Annotated in this window: 17 protein-coding genes; 9 read left to right on the top strand and 8 right to left on the bottom strand. The window is 70.4% G+C overall.

Translation table 11 applies throughout. The features are described from left to right. Positions 1-41: 41 nt before the first annotated feature. The 8 genes from frr (at position 42) to IE262_RS18085 (ending at position 8,415) form a co-directional block, all read left to right on the top strand. Positions 42-599 carry a ribosome recycling factor gene (frr, locus tag IE262_RS18050; RefSeq protein ID WP_131559753.1) on the top strand — a complete coding sequence of 186 codons (558 nt, stop codon included), beginning with the start codon at positions 42-44 and terminating at the stop codon, positions 597-599. After that, the gene (locus IE262_RS18055; protein WP_189874823.1) at positions 599-1,726 is read left to right on the top strand and encodes a phosphatidate cytidylyltransferase; all 1,128 of its coding nucleotides are present in this window, start codon (positions 599-601) and stop codon (positions 1,724-1,726) included. The genes frr and IE262_RS18055 overlap by 1 nt, the downstream gene beginning before the upstream one ends. Before the next feature lie 86 nt (positions 1,727-1,812). Continuing rightward, positions 1,813-2,358, top strand: coding sequence for an NUDIX hydrolase (locus IE262_RS18060; RefSeq protein ID WP_189874825.1), 546 nt, complete (start codon positions 1,813-1,815; stop codon positions 2,356-2,358). Positions 2,359-2,507: 149 nt separating this feature from the next. Then, a complete protein-coding gene (gene rlmN, locus IE262_RS18065; protein ID WP_134036519.1) occupies positions 2,508-3,614 on the top strand; it encodes a dual-specificity RNA methyltransferase RlmN in 1,107 nt (368 codons plus the stop codon). 214 nt (positions 3,615-3,828) lie between these two features. Further along, the gene (locus tag IE262_RS18070) at positions 3,829-4,914 is read left to right on the top strand and encodes a thiamine ABC transporter substrate-binding protein (RefSeq protein ID WP_134036522.1); all 1,086 of its coding nucleotides are present in this window, start codon (positions 3,829-3,831) and stop codon (positions 4,912-4,914) included. 44 nt (positions 4,915-4,958) lie between these two features. Further along, positions 4,959-6,560, top strand: coding sequence for an ABC transporter permease (locus IE262_RS18075; protein WP_189875020.1), 1,602 nt, complete (start codon positions 4,959-4,961; stop codon positions 6,558-6,560). Beyond that, positions 6,561-7,607: an ABC transporter ATP-binding protein gene (locus tag IE262_RS18080; protein WP_134036528.1), complete on the top strand. Its 1,047-nt coding sequence runs from the start codon at positions 6,561-6,563 to the stop codon at positions 7,605-7,607. Positions 7,608-7,617: 10 nt separating this feature from the next. Then, positions 7,618-8,415 carry a maleylpyruvate isomerase family mycothiol-dependent enzyme gene (locus tag IE262_RS18085; RefSeq protein WP_134036531.1) on the top strand — a complete coding sequence of 266 codons (798 nt, stop codon included), beginning with the start codon at positions 7,618-7,620 and terminating at the stop codon, positions 8,413-8,415. 52 nt (positions 8,416-8,467) lie between these two features. On the opposite strand, the gene IE262_RS18090 is transcribed toward IE262_RS18085, so the two are convergent. The 7 genes from IE262_RS18090 to IE262_RS18120 form a co-directional block, all read right to left on the bottom strand. After that, on the bottom strand, positions 8,468-9,163 hold the full coding sequence (locus tag IE262_RS18090) for an LAETG motif-containing sortase-dependent surface protein (RefSeq protein ID WP_189874827.1): 696 nt from the start codon (positions 9,161-9,163) through the stop codon (positions 8,468-8,470). 156 nt (positions 9,164-9,319) lie between these two features. Next, complete coding sequence (locus tag IE262_RS18095; protein ID WP_189874829.1) at positions 9,320-10,441, bottom strand: LOG family protein; 1,122 nt, start codon at positions 10,439-10,441, stop codon at positions 9,320-9,322. Positions 10,442-10,718: 277 nt separating this feature from the next. Continuing rightward, on the bottom strand, positions 10,719-11,126 hold the full coding sequence (locus IE262_RS18100) for a VOC family protein (protein ID WP_134036540.1): 408 nt from the start codon (positions 11,124-11,126) through the stop codon (positions 10,719-10,721). 117 nt (positions 11,127-11,243) lie between these two features. Continuing rightward, entirely contained in the window at positions 11,244-12,674 is a 1,431-nt protein-coding gene (locus IE262_RS18105) for a hypothetical protein (RefSeq protein ID WP_189874831.1), read from the bottom strand. Further along, a complete protein-coding gene (locus IE262_RS18110) occupies positions 12,656-13,393 on the bottom strand; it encodes an ABC transporter ATP-binding protein (RefSeq protein WP_134036545.1) in 738 nt (245 codons plus the stop codon). Before IE262_RS18110 ends, IE262_RS18105 begins: the two co-directional genes overlap by 19 nt. Before the next feature lie 233 nt (positions 13,394-13,626). Continuing rightward, on the bottom strand, positions 13,627-15,036 hold the full coding sequence (locus tag IE262_RS18115) for an aspartate aminotransferase family protein (RefSeq protein WP_189874833.1): 1,410 nt from the start codon (positions 15,034-15,036) through the stop codon (positions 13,627-13,629). Between the two features lie 19 nt (positions 15,037-15,055). Continuing rightward, positions 15,056-15,580, bottom strand: a complete 525-nt coding sequence (locus tag IE262_RS18120) for an Lrp/AsnC family transcriptional regulator (protein ID WP_189874835.1) — start codon at positions 15,578-15,580, stop codon at positions 15,056-15,058. 198 nt (positions 15,581-15,778) lie between these two features. Between IE262_RS18120 and IE262_RS18125 the strand changes: the two genes are divergently transcribed. Further along, complete coding sequence (locus IE262_RS18125; protein WP_134036555.1) at positions 15,779-17,215, top strand: gamma-aminobutyraldehyde dehydrogenase; 1,437 nt, start codon at positions 15,779-15,781, stop codon at positions 17,213-17,215. A 90-nt stretch (positions 17,216-17,305) separates the two neighbouring features. Here the strand turns inward: IE262_RS18125 and IE262_RS18130 are convergent, their stop codons facing one another. Next, positions 17,306-17,800, bottom strand: coding sequence for an HIT family protein (locus tag IE262_RS18130; RefSeq protein ID WP_189874837.1), 495 nt, complete (start codon positions 17,798-17,800; stop codon positions 17,306-17,308). Between the last annotated feature and the right edge of the window lie 6 nt (positions 17,801-17,806).

The raw sequence follows: 17,806 nt of genomic DNA on the forward strand, positions 1-17,806 counted from the left end.
GAACAGCAGCCGGGCCTACTCAAGACACGCAGGAGCAAGTGGTGATCGAAGAGACCCTCCTCGAAGCCGAGGAGAAGATGGAGAAGGCCGTCGTGGTCGCCAAGGAGGACTTCGCCGCGATCCGCACCGGTCGTGCGCACCCGGCGATGTTCAACAAGATCGTGGCGGACTACTACGGAGCGCTGACGCCGATCAACCAGCTGGCTTCGTTCTCGGTGCCGGAGCCGCGCATGGCCGTGGTGACCCCGTTCGACAAGAGCGCCCTGCGCAACATCGAGCAGGCGATCCGCGACTCCGACCTGGGCGTCAACCCGAGCAACGACGGAAACATCATCCGGGTGGTGTTCCCCGAGCTCACCGAGGAGCGTCGCCGCGACTACATCAAGGTCGCCAAGACCAAGGGCGAGGACGCCAAGGTGTCCATCCGCTCCGTCCGCCGCAAGGCCAAGGACGCCATCGACAAGCTGATCAAGGATGGCGAGGTCGGCGAGGACGAGGGCCGCCGCGCGGAGAAGGAGCTCGACGACACCACCGCGAAGTACGTCGCCCAGGTGGACGAGCTCCTCAAGCACAAGGAAGCGGAGCTGCTCGAAGTCTGATGAACGAGTCTTCCTGGGGGGCGCCGCCACACACCGGGTACTGGGGGCCGTCCGACCACGGGCCTGTCCAGGGGGTTGCCCCGGCGGGTCCCGCGTACGATGCGCACGTGGGTCCGCGTCCCTCGCGAACTCAGCCCATGCCCGTCGTGCCCGACGTCCCCGCGCATGGCGGAAACCAGGATGACGACCGGGGGGTCGCTCGGATGAGCGGCCCTTCGTTCCGCAACGAGATGCCGCCGGCGCAGCCTCACGGGGTGGCGCCGCAGAAGCCGGAGCCCATGCCCGACGCCCCTCAGCCCAGCCCGCGGAAGAAGAGCGCGGGCCGTGACCTGAGCGCCGCGATAGGGGTCGGCGTCGGGCTCGGGGCAGTGATCGTCGCCTCGTTGTTCATCGTCAAGGCCGTCTTCGTGGGCGTGGTCGCGGTCGCCGTGGTGGTGGGCCTGTGGGAGCTCACATCGCGTCTGCAGGAGCGCAAGTCCATCAAGGCGCCGCTCGTACCGCTCGCGGTCGGTGGCGCGGCGATGGTCGTCGCCGGGTACGTACGGGGCGCCGAGGGCGCGTGGGCGGCCATGGCGCTGACCGCGCTCGCGGTGCTGGTCTGGCGGATGACGGAGCCGCCGGAGAACTATCTCAAGGACGTCACGGCGGGGGTCTTCGCGGCCTTCTACGTCCCGTTCCTGGCCACCTTCGTCGCGCTGATGCTCGCCGCGGACGACGGTCCGTGGCGGGTCCTGACGTTCCTGCTCCTCACGGTCGTCAGCGACACGGGCGCGTACGCGGTCGGATGGCGCTTCGGCAGGCACAAGCTGGCCCCCCGCATCAGTCCCGGCAAGACCCGCGAAGGCCTGCTCGGCGCGGTCGCGTTCGCCATGGTGGCCGGCGCCCTGTGCATGCAGTTCCTCATCGACGACGGCACCTGGTGGCAGGGCCTGCTCCTCGGCCTCGCGGTCGCCGCCAGCGCCACGCTGGGCGATCTCGGCGAGTCGATGATCAAGCGTGACCTGGGCATCAAGGACATGGGCACGCTGCTGCCGGGCCACGGCGGGATCATGGACCGGCTGGACTCGTTGCTGCCCACCGCGCCGGTGGCGTGGCTGCTGTTCGTCCTCTTCGTGGGGTCCGGCTGACCGCCGTATCGCCGCTCACTCCTCACCCACCCCTTCCGTCCGTAGGATCACCTCAGGGAGATCGCGCGACGGGAGGGGTGGGGCGTATGCGGGAGCTGCGCAGCCCGGACGAACTCCAGGAGTGGCTCCGGAGCAACGGCATCCCCTCCGAGTCATGGGGCGTCGGCGCCGTGAAGTCCGTGCGGAACCTGTGGGACGAGATCACCTCGGGCGAGGCGACCCTGTCGGACGATCCACCGCTGCGCCGGGTGTCGGTCGTCAGCGTGCGCATCCGGCGGGACGGGAAGCAGCTCACGGAGGTCGGGCAGCTGATGGTGGGCGGAGCCCCGCGGAAGAGGAGCACACCGCCCACCGAGAAGATGAAGCCGGGGGAGACGGTGATCGCGGCGGCGCTGCGGTGCCTGGCCGAGGAACTCGGAGTCCGGGCAACGGACGTCACCATCGATCCGCACTCCCTGTCGGTGACCGTCGAGAACGTCGTCTCACCCTCGTATCCCGGCCTGCCGAGCGAATACCGCCTCCATACGGTCGACGCCCAGGTCTCCGGCCTTCCCGGAACCAGCTTCACGACCCAAGAGGCCTCCGGCAGCGGCGATGCGGTCATCTCCACCCACTACTGGGAGTGGCGGTAACGGGCGGACACCGCCGAGGCGAGGACCTTTCACGGCAACGGACGTATGACTCCGCTTCAGAACGCGTCGCCGACCGTGCCGACGGTCCAGGCGCCGTGGCTGTTTCCGGGTTCGGGGCCCGGAAATCGATCTGCGACACTGGTACGGCCATGCCTAAGCCCGGAGAACTCACTTTCGTCGCGCCGCGCGGAGCCAAGAAGCCGCCGCGGCATCTCGCTGATCTCACGCCCGCCGAGCGCAAGGAGGCGGTGGCCGCGGTCGGGGAGAAGCCGTTTCGTGCGAAGCAGCTGTCTCAGCACTACTTCGCGCGGTACGCGCACGACCCGGAGCAGTGGACCGACATCCCCGCCGGTTCGCGCGCCAAGCTGCGGGAGGCGCTGCTTCCCGAGCTGATGACGGTCGTGCGGCACCTGTCCACGGACGAGGACACCACCCGCAAGACCCTGTGGCGGCTCTTCGACGGCACGCTCGTCGAGTCCGTGCTGATGCGCTACCCGGACCGCGTCACCATGTGCATCAGCTCGCAGGCCGGGTGTGGCATGAACTGCCCGTTCTGTGCCACCGGGCAGGCAGGGCTCGACCGGAATCTGTCCACCGCCGAGATCGTGCACCAGATCGTGGACGGGATGCGGGCCCTCAGGGATGGAGAGATCCCGGGCGGGCCGGCGCGGCTCTCCAACATCGTGTTCATGGGCATGGGCGAGCCGCTCGCCAACTACAAGCGTGTTGTCGGTGCCATTCGCGCGCTCACCGATCCCGAGCCGGACGGGCTCGGGTTGTCCCAGCGGGGGATCACGGTGTCCACCGTCGGGCTCGTGCCGGCCATTCACCGGTTCGCCGACGAGGGCTTCAAGTGCCGGCTCGCCATCTCGCTGCACGCCCCCGACGACGAGCTGCGCGACACCCTCGTACCGGTCAACACGCGGTGGAAGGTGCGGGAGGTGCTGGATGCCGGGTGGGAGTACGCGGCGAAGTCCGGGCGGCGGCTGTCCATCGAGTACGCGCTGATCCGGGACATCAACGACCAGGCGTGGCGCGGTGACCGCCTCGGGCGGCTGCTCAAGGGCAAGCCCGTGCACGTCAATCTGATTCCGTTGAACCCGACGCCCGGTTCGAAGTGGACGGCCTCGCGGCCCGAGGACGAGAAGGCGTTCGTCGAGGCGATCGCCGCGCACGGTGTGCCGGTGACCATTCGGGACACCCGTGGACAGGAGATCGACGGGGCCTGCGGTCAGCTGGCGGCCACCGAGCGGTAATCTGAGCGCGTACATCTCAATATTCCGGCAGGGGAGCGCCACAGCGCTGAGAGTGCGGCACGGGCCGCAGACCCTCTGAACCTCGCCCAGGTCATTCTGGGTAGGGAGATCGGTCGTCACTCAAGCTGTTGCGTCCTGCCCGGGATTCTCGGAGCTGTCCGGTGATCCCGGGCAGGGCCGCGTCTTCTCCTGGTCATCCCCAGGAGGAATTCAAGTGAGCACTGGCAAGAAGGTCGTGGCAGCCGCCGTCGGGCTCGGTCTGGCCACGCTGTCCGCGTGTGGGTCGTCCGACTCGGGCAGCGGCGGCTCGGGTTCCGGTTCGAAGACCGTGACCCTCGTCAGCCACGACTCCTTCGCCGCGTCCAAGGACGTGCTGAAGGCGTTCGAGAAGGAATCCGGGTACGAGGTCAGGGTCCTGAAAGACGGTGACGCCGGTCAGGCCGTCAACAAGGCCATCCTGACCAAGGACAACCCGCAGGGCGATGTCTTCTTCGGCGTCGACAACACGCTGCTCTCGCGGGCGCTGGACAACGGGCTGTTCCAGTCCTACGAGGCGAGGGGTTCTGACTTGATCCGGCCACAGTACCGGGCCGACCAGGGCAAGCACCGGGTCACACCCGTCGACTCGGGAGACATATGCGTCAACTACGACAAGGCGTACTTCAGTGAGCACAAGCTGACGCCACCGGCCTCCTTCGACGACCTGATCAAGCCCGAGTACAAGAACCTCCTCGTCACCGAGAACGCCTCCACCTCCTCACCCGGCCTCGGCTTCCTGCTCGGCACCGCCGCCAGGTACGGCGACGAACGCTGGCAGGACTACTGGAAGAAGCTCAAGGCGAACGGCGTGAAGGTCGTCGACGGCTGGGAGCAGGCCTACAACGAGGAGTTCTCCGGATCCGCGGGCGGCAGGAAGGCGAAGGGCGACCGGCCGCTCGTCGTCTCGTACGCCTCCTCGCCGCCCGCCGAGGTCGTCTTCGCCGACCCGAGGCCGAAGACCGCGCCGACCGGGGTGGCGTACGGCACCTGCTTCCGGCAGATCGAGTACGCGGGACTGCTCAGCAACGCCAGGAACAGCGAGGGCGGCAAGGCGTTGCTGGACTTCCTGGTCAGCAAGGAGTTCCAGGAGGACATGCCGCTCAGCATGTTCGTCCACCCGGTGATCGAGGGGGCGTCGCTGCCCGAGGAGTTCACCGAGTACGGTCCCGCCGCCAAGGACCCCGAGACCATGGCGCCCTCGCGGATCGCCGCCAACCGTGACCAGTGGGTCAAGTCGTGGACGTCACTCGTACTGAAGTAGCCGTCGACCGGAGACGGGCGGGGAGCGCGGTGCGGCTCGGACTCATGGCCCTGCCCGTCGCGTTCTTCGCGGTGTTCTTCGCCTGGCCCGTCGCCGCGATCGTGGCGCGCGGGCTGAAGGTGGACGGGGCGTGGCGGTTCGGACGGATCGTGGACGTGGTCGCGCAGTCCGACATCCGGCACGTGCTGTGGTTCACCACCTGGCAGGCGCTTGCTTCGACGGCGCTCACGCTGCTGATCGCACTCCCCGGCGCGTATGTCTTCGCTCGCTTCGACTTCCCCGGCAAGCACGTGCTGCGGGCGGTCGTGACGGTCCCGTTCGTGCTGCCGACCGTCGTCGTCGGTACGGCGTTCCTGGCCCTCGTCGGGCGCGGCGGGCTCCTCGACGAGTTGTGGGGCGTACGGCTCGACACGACCGTGTGGGCCATCCTGCTGGCCCACGTCTTCTTCAACTACGCGGTGGTCGTACGGACCGTCGGCGGGCTGTGGGCCCAGCTGGACCCGCGCCAGGAGGAGGCCGCGCGGATGCTCGGCGCATCGCCGCTGAGGGCCTGGCGCGGGGTCACCCTGCCCGCCCTCGCGCCCGCCGTGGCCGCCGCCGCGCTGATGGTCTTCCTCTTCACCTTCACCTCCTTCGGCGTGGTGCAGATCCTCGGCGGGCCGGCCTTCTCGACGCTGGAGGTGGAGATCTACCGGCAGACCTCGGAGATCTTCGACCTCGCCACCGCCGCCGTGCTCACGATCGTCCAGTTCGCGGCCGTGGGCGCCATCCTGGCCGTGCACGCCTGGACCGTACGGCGGCGGGAGACCGCCCTGCGCCTGGTCGACGCGGACAGCACGGCCCGGCGGCCGCGCGGCGCCGGACAGTGGGCGCTGCTGGCCGGCGTCCTCGTCACCGTCGCCGTACTGCTCGTGCTGCCACTCGCCGTGCTGGTGCGACGCTCCCTGGACGCACCCGGCTTCGGCTACTACCGGGCGCTGGCGGGCGAGGACGGCGGCACGTTCCTCGTCCCGCCGATCGAGGCGATCGGCAACTCGCTGCGGTACGCCCTCGCCGCGACCGCCATCGCCGTGGTGATCGGCTCTCTCGCCGCCGCGGCCCTCACCCGCCGTGACGCGGGCCGGCTGGTCCGCGGCTTCGACGCGCTGCTGATGCTGCCGCTGGGCGTCTCCGCGGTGACCGTCGGCTTCGGTTTCCTGATCGCCCTCGACGAGCCGCCCCTCGACCTGCGCTCCTCCTGGATCCTCGTGCCGCTCGCCCAGGCCCTGGTGGGTGTCCCCTTCGTCGTACGGACCATGCTGCCCGTGCTGCGGGCCGTGGACGTACGGCTGCGGGAGGCGGCTGCCGTGCTCGGTGCGTCGCCGTGGAGGGTGTGGCGGGAGGTCGATCTGCCGATGGTGCGGCGGGCGCTGCTGGTCGCGGCCGGGTTCGCGTTCGCCGTGTCGCTCGGGGAGTTCGGGGCGACGGTGTTCATCGCGCGGCCCGACAGCCCGACGCTGCCGGTCGCCGTGGCGCGGCTGCTCGGCCGGCCCGGTGACCTCAACTACGGCCAGGCGATGGCCCTTTCAACGATTCTGATGGTGGTGTGCGCGGTGGCGCTGCTGGTGCTGGAGCGGCTGCGCACCCACCGGACCGGGGAGTTCTAGATGCCGCTGAGCCTGTTGAGCCTTCAGGACGCGACCGTCCGCTTCGGCGGGCGGGCCGTGCTCGACGCCGTCGGCCTCGATGTCGCCGAACACGAGATCGTGTGCGTCCTCGGGCCCAGCGGCAGCGGCAAGTCGACACTGCTACGGGCGGTGGCGGGGCTGCAACCCCTGTCCGGCGGGCGGGTGCTGCTCGACGGGCGGGACCAGACCGGGGTGCCCGCGCACCGGCGCGGGGTGGGCCTGATGTTCCAGGACCATCAGCTGTTCCCGCAGCGCGATGTGGGCGGGAACGTGGCTTTCGGGCCGCGGATGCACGGCGAGGCGAAGGGCGAACGGGCCGCGCGCGTCCGGGAGTTGCTGGAGCTGGTCGGGCTGCCGGGGGCCGAACGCCGGGCCGTGACATCCCTCTCCGGCGGTGAGCAGCAGCGCGTGGCCCTGGCCCGCGCGCTCGCCCCGAGGCCCAGGCTGCTGATGCTGGACGAACCCCTCGGTCAGCTGGACCGATCGCTGCGCGAGCGGCTCGTGGTAGAACTCCGGGGGCTCTTCCATGAGTTGGGCACCACCGTACTCGCCGTGACGCACGACCAGGGTGAGGCGTTCGCGCTCGCCGACCGGGTGGTGGTGATGCGGGACGGAAGGATCGCCCAGTCCGGCACCCCGCTTGAGGTGTGGCAGCGGCCGGCGGACGAGTTCGTGGCGCGTTTCCTCGGCTTCGACAACGTGGTCGCGGCGACCGTGAGCGGCCAGGCCGCGGACACCCCCTGGGGCAAGGTGCCCGTGCCGGAGGGAACACCGCAGGGGCCGGCCGCGCTGCTCGTCAGGCCCGCGGGCGTACGGCTCGTGAAGCCCGCGGAGGGGCTGCGCTGCACCGTGGCGGCGCGGACGTTCCGGGGCACCCACGTCACCGTCCACCTGCAACCCCGGGACGCGCCGGGACTGGAGGCGGCGTGTGCCCTGCGGGAGGCGCCGGGGCCCGGGGACGAGGTGGGTGTGGCGTTCGACGCAGCGGAAGTCGTCGTGCTCATGGAGCCTTCGGCCAGGGCCTAGGGTCAGGATCATGACCCCACTCGAACATGACCGCTATTGCGACGAGATCGACCAGCAGGTACGGCAGCTGAGATCGGTGGTGACCTCCGGCGCGGACCTCACGGCGACCGTGCCGACCTGCCCCGACTGGTCCCTGGAGCAGTTGGTGCGGCATGTCGGAGGGGCGCTGCGCTGGGTGGACCACATCGTCCGCTCACGGGCGCGGGACCAGGTGCCAGACGATGAGGTGCCGCACTTCAAGGGCCCCGAGGAACAGGGCGACCCGGCCGCACTGGACGCCTGGCTCGCCGAGACCGGCGCGTCGGTCGTCGAGGCCATACGCGCGGCCGGGCCCGACACCCCGGTGTGGACCTGGTCCTGGGACCGGAGCACGGCGTTCTGGGCCCGGCGGATGGCCCACGAGATCACGATCCACCGCGCGGACGCGACACTCGCCGCCGGGCTGCCGTACGAGGTGGCGCCCGAGATCGCCGCCGACGCCATCGACGAGTGGCTGCAGATCGTCGAGTTCGTGCAGCGGGCGATGCCGGACAGCGCCGCGAGCGCGCTGCGCGGACCGCACCGCAGCATCCACCTCCACGCGACCGACGCCCCGGACGGCGTGAACGCCGAGTGGTTCATCGAGCTCACCGAGGAGGGTCTCGCCTGGCGCCGGGGTCACGAGAAGGCGACGGTGGCGCTGCGGGGACCGCTCACGGAGGTGCTGCTCGCCTTCTACCGCCGGCTTCCGCCCGACGACGGGCGATTGGAGGTGCTGGGAGACCGGGAACTGCTGGACTTCTGGCTGGAGCGGGCGACGTTCGGGTGAGTGACGCACAGCGGCGGCCCGCCCCCTGGTCGAGGGGACGGGCCGGAACGCTTCAGCGGGACGTGGCCTCGCGACGGCGCGTGCTGTAGTAGATGGCGCCACCTCCGACCGCCAGGAAGGCGGCGGCGACCCCGGCGATCACCGGGGTGTTGGAGTCGGCACCGGTCTCGGCGAGGTTCGAGTCGCCCTCGGGCGACGGGGTGTTGCCGTCCCCGGCGGGTTCCGGAGCGGTGCTCTCCGACTCCGACTCCGCCGGCACCGGTGTGGCGGTGTCGGTGTCCGCGGGGGTGGACGGCTTGTCCGACGGCTTCGGGTTCTCCGGCGCCGGCGGGTTGTCCTCGTCCGTCTCGCATGCCTCGGACGGCGTGGTCAGGTTCGGCTTGATGTCCTCGTCGACGTAGCCCTTGGCCTTGACGTGGACGCGGTACTCGGCGTTCGGCTCCCAGTCCTCCGAGAACGTGACGGTGACGCCCTTGGCCGTCGAGTCCTCGATGGTCTGCGTTCCGACCAGCCGCTCGTCCGCGCCGTTGTTCTCCAGGTAGACGGAGACCTCGGCGGTGACGCCCGTGGGGTCCACGTCGGTGACGCTGATGACGCCCTTGCCCTGGGCGTCGCACTCGGCCTTGGCCGAGAAGTCACGGATGCTGCAGGCCATTGCGTTGCCCGCGACGCCGAGCACGAGTGCGACGGACGCGGAGACAACACCCAGGAACCGCACCGATCGTGCGGTGCGCGGAGATATGGACACGGTTGCCCTTCAAGGGAAATGCGGGGGGTTCGGGCTACACATGTGACAGCTGTAAGCCCATGTGGCAACAGGTTTATAAGCGCGGCGTAAGTACTGTCAATCCGGCGGCGCCTCACCGCAGTTGGGCTTTGCCCGCTCATTAACCGCCGTGCCGTTTCAACCGCCGAGACGTGCGAGGGCCTCCGGCGCCTCCTCGACGCGGTCCACCAGCGCGATCCGCGACTCCATCGACCGTTCCCGGGCCAGCGACCTCAACAGGGGCCAGGCGGGGAGGCGCTCCGTCCAGTGGGCGCGGTCCACGAGGACCATGGGGGTGGGTTCGCCGCGCGACTCGTAGTAGTTCGGGGTCGCGTTGTCGAAGATCTCCTGCACCGTGCCGGCGGCGCCGGGCAGGAAGACGACGCCCGCGTTCGAGCGCGCCAGCAGACCGTCCTCGCGCGTGGCGTTGGCGAAGTACTTGGCGACGTGGGAGGCGAAGGCGTTCGGCGGCTCGTGGCCGTAGAACCAGGTGGGGATGCCGACCGAGGCGTTGCCCTTCGGCCAGCGGGCGCGCACCTCGAACGCGCACCGCGCCCATTCGGTGATCGACGGCGTGAACGAGGGCGCCTTCCCGACGAGCCGGCAGGCCTCCTCCAGCATGGCGTCGTCGTACGGGGCCGCGTACGCACCGAGGTTCGCCGCCTCCATCGCCCCCGGGCCGCCGCCCGTCGCCACCGTGAAACCGGCGCGGGCCAGGGCGCGGCCGAGCCGGGCGGCGCCCTCGTACGCCTGCGTGCCGCGCGCCATCGCGTGGCCGCCCATCACGCCCACCACCCGTGCTCCGCTCAGGAGTTCGTCGAGGGCGTCGGAGACGGAGTCGTCGTGGACGGCGCGCAGCATCGACGCGTAGATGTCGCCGTCGGCCTTGGTGCGCTGGAACCAGGCGTACGCCAAGGCGTCCGGTGTCTCCTCGTAGCCCTTGCCGAGTGAGGCGAACAGCTCGTCGGGTGTGTAGACATGAGCGCGGTAGGGGTCGAAGGGCAGGTCCGGGACGGGCGGGAAGACCAGGGCACCGTCGGCGCGTATCTTCGCCTCGGCGTTCTCCCGCATGAGGCAGCCGAGGAAGACGGCGCCGGAGGTGTCCGTGGCGAGCAACTCCCTTGTACGGTCCGTCAGATCGACGCCCTGGACGCGGTATCCGACGAGCGTGCCGCGGGCCGAGACGGTCGCGTCGAACTCCTCCCGCGTCTCTATCTCACGGTCGTTGTGGTGGGCCGCATGGGCGGGGCTCGTCTGCACCGGCTCATGCTAGTGCCCCTGCCGGGGCTAGGGCCTGTGTCGAAAGTGGCGCCTGCCGGGCGACGTCTGGCACGCACTCTCGCCGCACCGGGCGAAAGCCCAAGTACATCCAGTACGAGGGCTTCCGCCCGGCACGCCGAGAGCACGCACCAGACGCCGCCCGGCCCGCCCTCCGGGCGGACGCCGCCACTTTCGACACAGGCCCTAGGTCCTGTCGTCACACCCCTTGCCGTCTTCTCGGAGGACAGGCTCCACGGCCTCCGCGGGCACGGCGTGCTCAGCCCTGGACCGCCGCCGGATCCATCCACACGACCTCCCAGGTGTGGCCGTCCGGGTCGTCGAAGGAGCGGCTGTACATGAAGCCCTGGTCCTGGGTGTCTCCGGTCGCCGAGCCGCCCGCCGCGATCGCCCTGTCGACGAGCTCGTCCACCTTCTCGCGGCTCTGAGCGCTCAGACACAGCAGCACCTCGCTGGTCTTGGCCGAGTCCGCGATCTGCTTCTTCGTGAAGCTCTGGTAGAACGGCTTCGTCAGCAGCATGGCGAAGATCGTGTCGCTGATCACCACACAGGCGGCCTTGTCGTCGCTGAACTGCGGGTTGATCGTGTAGCCGAGCTCCGTGAAGAACTTCTTCGAGGTGTCCAGGTCGTTCACGGGCAGGTTCACGAAGATCATCTGCTGGTACATGGGTGGTCTCTCCCGTCGGTGTCGATCCGTTCGTGGGGTAGACCGGAGGGCCGCGCGGAACTCATCGCCGGGCGCGGATTTCTTCGCGGGAATTCCCGGGGCGGTGTCCGAGTGCCGTCAGCGAGCCAGAGGCGCGGCCGCGAGCGCCGCGACCGTCCAGGTCAGCGGGGCGAACACGGCGAGCAGGAGACCCGCGCGCAGCACGGCCGCGGAGCGCAGTACGGCCGCGGGCGCGCCGAGCCGCAGGAGGGCCGCCACGGTCTCCGCGCGCGTGGTCCGCGCCTCGATCGCGGCCGTCGCCAGCGTGAGGAGCGTGCAGCCCGTGACCAGGAGCGCGCCCAGCACCGTGAGCGGGCCCACGTCGAGCCGCGCCCCGGTGTGCAGGGTGGCCATGGCGTACGCGCCCGAGGCCACCGCGCACACCACACCGAGGGGGCGTCCGATCCGGCGGGCCTCCTCCTGGAGGATGCGCCCGGCGAGCAGCCGTAGCGCCCCCGGCCGTACGGCCTGCAACAGCAGCGCGCACAGATGGGTCAGCCCCGGCCCGGCGAGGATCAGTCCGACTGCCGTGAGCATCCATCCGGCGAGCACCCCGGCCGGGCTGCCCGCGGAGCCACCGGGGAGAGTGAGGCCGGGGGCGGGGCCGGAGCGGCTCGCGTACATCTCGAAGGCGAGACCGGCGGCGAGCACGGCCACCCCCCACGGGAGGCCGCCGGGGGCGGGCCGGGGAGCGGTGGAGCGGTACGGGTCGGACTGCTGGGCGGTCCCGGGCGCCGGGGCGTACGAGCCGGACGACGCACCCAGCGCCAGCGCCTCGGACAGGGCGTGCGAGCCGGTGTTGCCGCGCCCGGCGCGGGTCTGGGCACGGGTGAGGCCGTCGGCGGGGGTACCCGGCTGTGGCGTCTCCTGGTGCTGGGCGGCGGCCGGGTGTCCGGGGTGTTCAGGCGCTTCGTGCTGGGGGCCGACCGGATGTTCCTCGGGTCGCCCCGTCTTCTTCCGCCGGAGTCCGCCCGGCTGCCCCGCGCGCCCCGGTGCGCCACCCCGGGGACGCAGCAGCAGCGCGGTCGCCAGCGAGGCGATCACCGGGACCAGCAACAGCAGTGTCAGTGCGGCCGGGAGGGGCAGGGGGTGGTCCGCGGCCACGGTGTCCGGGGCGGTGCCGTCGAGGGGGACCCCCGTCAGGTCGCCGCGCAGAAGGAGGAAGTACAGCAGGGCGAGCAGCGAGCCGAGCGTGGTGGACAGGGCCGTCGTCAGCGCCGAGACGGCCATCAGGCGGCCCGGGCCGAGGCCGATCGCCGCGAGACCCGGGCGGGGGCGCGTCCCCGGGTCCGTACGGGCGACCGCCACCGCGAAGTACACCGTGGCCGCCAGCGGCACCCCGCACCACACGAGCCGCAGCACGGAACCGGTGGGCGCGTCCGGGTGCGCCAGCGCGTGCCCCAGCGCGCACAGCAGCAGGAAACCCGTGCCCGCCGACGCCGCCGTGACCAGCAGGCGGCGCAGGTGGACGGCCGGCTGGGCGCCGCGGGCTAGACGGAGAGCGAGCACGCGGCCCGGCCTTCCGTATCGGAGGCATGGGGGAGGCTGACGGAGCGCACGCGCCGTCCGTCGAGCAGCGACACCGTTCGGTCGGCCAGCGCCGCGGTGTCCGGGCACGTGGTGGCGAGGACGACCGTGATCCGGTGCGAACGGGCCGCCGCCGCGAGGGTCCGCAGGACGTGGGCGCACTCGGCGCGGTGCAACGGCGCGGTCGGCTCGTCCGCGAACAGCACGGTGGGGGAGCCGACCAGCGCGCGGGCGACAACCACGCGCTGGCGCTCGGAGTACAGCAGGGCGTGCGGGCGCTTGCGGGCGCAGTCGCCGATGTCCAGGCGCTCCAGCCACTCCAGCGCGGCGGTCTTGGCGGCCCGGCGGCCGGTGCCGCGCAGCATCAGCGGCAGGGCGGCGTTCTCCCAGGCGGTCAGTTCGGGGACGAGGGCGGGCTCGGGGTCGATCCAGCCGAAGCGTTCCCGGCGCAGCCGCTCACGGGTGTGCGGCCGCAGGGTGTGCACGGGAGTGCTGTTGAACCACACCTCGCCCTGCTGCGGCAGGACCTGTCCCGAAAGGCAGCGCAGGAGCGTGGTCTTGCCGCTGCCGCGCGGACCGCTGACCGCGAGGATCTCGCCCTCGCGGACGCCGATCGACACGCCGTGAAGCGCGGGCGAGCCATCGTGGGTGTGGGTCAGGCCGTGTGCCCAGAGCACGTCGTTGTCCGGCGGGGCCACCATGGGCGTACACCTCGGTTCAGATCAGGATTGCCGTGGGGAGTCCCCCGTACGGGGGAACGAAGGCAGGGCCGATCGGTCACTGGGCACGCTAGGCAGCGGGTGGGGCGGGGCCGGACAGTACGCGGCCCCGGGCCGCCGTTTCTCACTCGAACGGGCGGCTCCGGGGCCGTTTTTCATCACACTCTCACCTGATCAGAGTCTCACCCGATCGGAGTCGTGACGATCACGGACGATCACAGCTTGGTCCACGCCTCCGTCAGCGTGGCCCGCAGGATCTGCTCGATCTCGTCGAACGTCCCCTGGTCCGAGATCAGCGGCGGCGCGAGCTGGACGACCGGGTCGCCGCGGTCGTCGGCGCGGCAGTACAGGCCGTTGTCGAAGAGCGCCCTGGACAGGAAGCCGTACAGGATCCGCTCGGTCTCCTCGTCGTCGAACGTCTCCTTGGTGGCCTTGTCCTTGACGAGTTCGATGCCGTAGAAGAAGCCGTTGCCGCGGACGTCGCCGACGATCGGCAGGTCGTGCAGCTTCTCCAGCGTGGACCGGAAGGCCGCCTCGTTGTCGAGTACGTGCTGGTTCAGGCTCTCGCGCTCGAACAGGTCCAGGTTGGCGAGGCCGACCGCCGCCGACACGGGGTGACCGCCGAAGGTGTAGCCGTGCAGGAAGGTGTTGTCGCCCTGGTAGAAGGGCTCGGCCAGGCGGTCGGAGACGATGCACGCGCCTATCGGGGAGTAGCCCGAGGTCATGCCCTTGGCGCAGGTGATCATGTCCGGGACGTAGCCGAACTTGTCGCAGGCGAACATCGTGCCGAGCCGGCCGAAGGCGCAGATGACCTCGTCCGAGACCAGCAGCACGTCGTACCGGTCGCAGATCTCGCGCACCCGCTGGAAGTAGCCGGGCGGCGGCGGGAAGCAGCCGCCCGCGTTCTGCACGGGCTCCAGGAAGACCGCCGCGACCGTCTCCGGGCCCTCGAAGAGGATCTGCTGCTCGATCTGGTCGGCGGCCCAGCGGCCGAAGGCCTCGGGGTCGTCGCCGTGGATCGGCGCGCGGTAGATGTTGGTGTTCGGGACCTTGTGCGTGCCCGGGACGAGCGGTTCGAAGGGGGCCTTCAGGGCGGGGAGGCCGGTGATGGACAGGGCGCCCTGCGGGGTGCCGTGGTAGGCGACGGCGCGGGAGATGACCTTGTACTTGGTCGGCTTGCCCGTGAGCTTGAAGTACTGCTTGGCGAGCTTCCACGCGGTCTCGACCGCCTCGCCGCCGCCGGTGGTGAAGAAGACCTTGTTCAGGTCGCCGGGCGCGTGGTGGGCCAGCCGTTCGGCCAGCTCCACCGCCTTCGGGTGGGCGTAGGACCACACCGGGAAGTAGGCCAGCTCCTGCGCCTGCTTGGACGCGGTCTCGGCGAGCTCCGTGCGGCCGTGCCCCGCCTGGACCACGAACAGGCCGGCGAGGCCGTCGAGGTAACGCCTGCCCCTGTCGTCGTAGATGTGGGTGCCCTCGCCCCGCACGATGGTGGGGACGGGGGACTTCTCGTACGAGGACATGCGGGTGAAGTGCATCCACAGGTGGTCGTACGCGGTCCGGCTGAGGTCCTTGGAACTGCTGAGGTCCTTGGGGTCGCTGAGGTCCTTGGAACTGTCGGTGCTCACGGTTATCGGGTCCTCACGGTCATCGGGTCCCCCACATGTAGGTCTGCTTCTTGAGCTTCAGGTAGACGAAGCTTTCGGTGGAGCGCACTCCGGGGACGGCCCGGATGCGTTTGTTGATGACCTCCAGGAGGTGGTCGTCGTCCTCGCAGACGATCTCCACCATGAGATCGAAGGAGCCGGCGGTCATCACCACGTACTCGCACTCGCCCATGGCGCTCAGCGCGTCGGCCACGGACTCCACGTCGCCCTCGACGGTGACGCCGACCATCGCCTGGCGGCGGAAGCCCACGGTGAGCGGGTCCGTGACGGCGACGATCTGCATCACGCCCTGGTCGAGCAGCTTCTGGACGCGCTGGCGCACGGCCGCCTCGGACAGGCCCACCGCCTTGCCGATCGCGGCGTACGGCCGGCGGCCGTCCTCCTGGAGCTGCTCGATGATGGCGAGGGAGACGGCATCCAGGTGCGGGGTGCCGTTCCTGGACTCGCGGGTGTCCCGGGGGTCCCTGGGGTCTGCGCTTCGACTGGCCACGGGCTCACTGTGCATGAGGAGTCAACAGTTTCGCAAGGCTCAATCGATGAAATTCGTTGTCCAGGGGCCTGTCGTTTGCGGATTCCGTAGCTCTGCTGGGATCGGTGCTGTTGAAAACGTGGCTGAGCGGGCTAGTGTGGGTGTCTCAGAGATTGGACACTCAGACACCCGGGCACATCCGGCCTCGGGACACGAGAACTTGGAGGGTCGGCAGTGAGCACCGAGCTGCGTCGTCTGCGCAACTACATCAACGGTGAATTCCGCGATGCCGCCGACGGGCGGACCACCGAGGTCGTCAATCCCGCGACCGGCGAGGCCTACGCGACGGCGCCGCTGTCCGGGCCCGCGGACGTCGACGCCGCGATGCAGGCCGCCGCCGCGGCCTTCCCGGGCTGGCGCGACACGACACCCGCCGAGCGTCAGAAGGCCCTGCTGAGGATCGCGGACGCCTTCGAGGAGCGGGCCGAGGAGCTCATCGCGGCCGAGGTGGAGAACACGGGCAAGCCGATCGGGCTGACCCGCACCGAGGAGATCCCGCCGATGGTCGACCAGATCCGCTTCTTCGCGGGCGCGGCCCGCATGCTGGAGGGGCGGAGCGCCGGTGAGTACATGGAGGGCATGACCTCGATGGTCCGGCGCGAGCCCGTCGGTGTCTGCGCGCAGGTCGCGCCCTGGAACTACCCGATGATGATGGCCGTGTGGAAGTTCGCCCCGGCGATCGCGGCGGGCAACACCGTCGTGCTGAAGCCGTCGGACACCACCCCTGCCTCCACCGTCCTGATCGCCGAGATCCTGGGCTCGATCCTGCCCAAGGGCGTCTTCAACGTGGTCACCGGCGACCGTGAGACCGGCCGGTTGATGGTGGAGCACGACATCCCGGCCATGGCGTCCATCACCGGCTCCGTACGCGCCGGTATGCAGGTCGCCGAGTCCGCGTCCAAGGACCTCAAGCGCGTCCACCTGGAGCTGGGCGGCAAGGCCCCGGTCGTCGTCTTCGAGGACACCGACATCCCCAAGGCCGTCGAGGACATCTCCGTCGCGGGCTTCTTCAACGCGGGCCAGGACTGTACGGCCGCCACCCGCGTCCTCGTGCACGAGTCCATCCACGACGAGTTCGTGGCCGCGCTCGCCAAGGCCGCCGCCGAGACCAAGACCGGCCGGCCGGACGACGAGGACGTGCTGTACGGGCCGCTCAACAACCCGAACCAGCTCAAGCAGGTCTCCGGCTTCATCGAGCGGCTGCCCGCCCACGCCAAGGTCGAGACCGGCGGCCACCAGGTCGGCGAGAAGGGCTACTTCTACGCGCCGACCGTCGTCTCCGGCCTGAAGCAGGACGACGAGATCATCCAGAAGGAGGTCTTCGGACCGGTCATCACCGTCCAGTCCTTCTCGGACGAGGCCCAGGCGATCCAGTGGGCGAACGGCGTCGAGTACGCCCTCGCCTCCTCCGTCTGGACCAAGGACCACGCGCGCGCGATGCGGCTGTCCAAGGCGCTCGACTTCGGCTGCGTGTGGATCAACACGCACATCGCGCTGGTCGCGGAGATGCCCCACGGCGGCTTCAAGCAGTCCGGGTACGGCAAGGACCTGTCGGCGTACGGGTTCGACGACTACACGCGGATCAAGCACGTGATGACCTCCCTGGACTGACATCCGGGCAGGTGCGCGGCCCCGGGCGGGATCCGATCCCACCCGGGGCCGCGCGCGTCGCACGCCACGAAGGACGGCCACGCGATGGACTCACCGTGCCGTGAGCCCGCCCCGGGCCGCGATGCGCTCACGGATACGTGCGGCCATGCCGGACGCTTCCCCGGGCCGCGTCGCCAGCACGCCGTTCTCGGCCATCAGCGCGTGGAACTGCTGCCGCTCGTACGGCACGCCCGGCGGCAGGCCGGCGATGTGCCAGTGCAGATGCGCGTTGCCCTGCCGGCTTCCCAGCGAGTACAGGTAGGTCCGCTCGGCTCCGACACAGTCCTCCACCGCGAGAGCGACCTCCCGGACGACCAACATGAGCCGGACGTAGGCGTCCTGGTCGAGCTCGCGGACGACGTGCTCGATGTGTCTCCTCGGCGCGACCAGAACCTTTCCGGGCAGGGTGGGCCACCGGTCGCGGAAGGCGACGTGATCCTCGTCCTCGAAGACCGTGTGGTGTGGGTAGTCGGGGTGACCCGACAGAAAGGCACACACGAAGCACGGCCCATGCCGCGCCATGGCCTCGTAGGCTTCCAAGTCCACCCTGTG

This window comes from Streptomyces bluensis, assembly GCF_014650715.1.
Lineage (GTDB): Bacteria > Actinomycetota > Actinomycetes > Streptomycetales > Streptomycetaceae > Streptomyces > Streptomyces bluensis.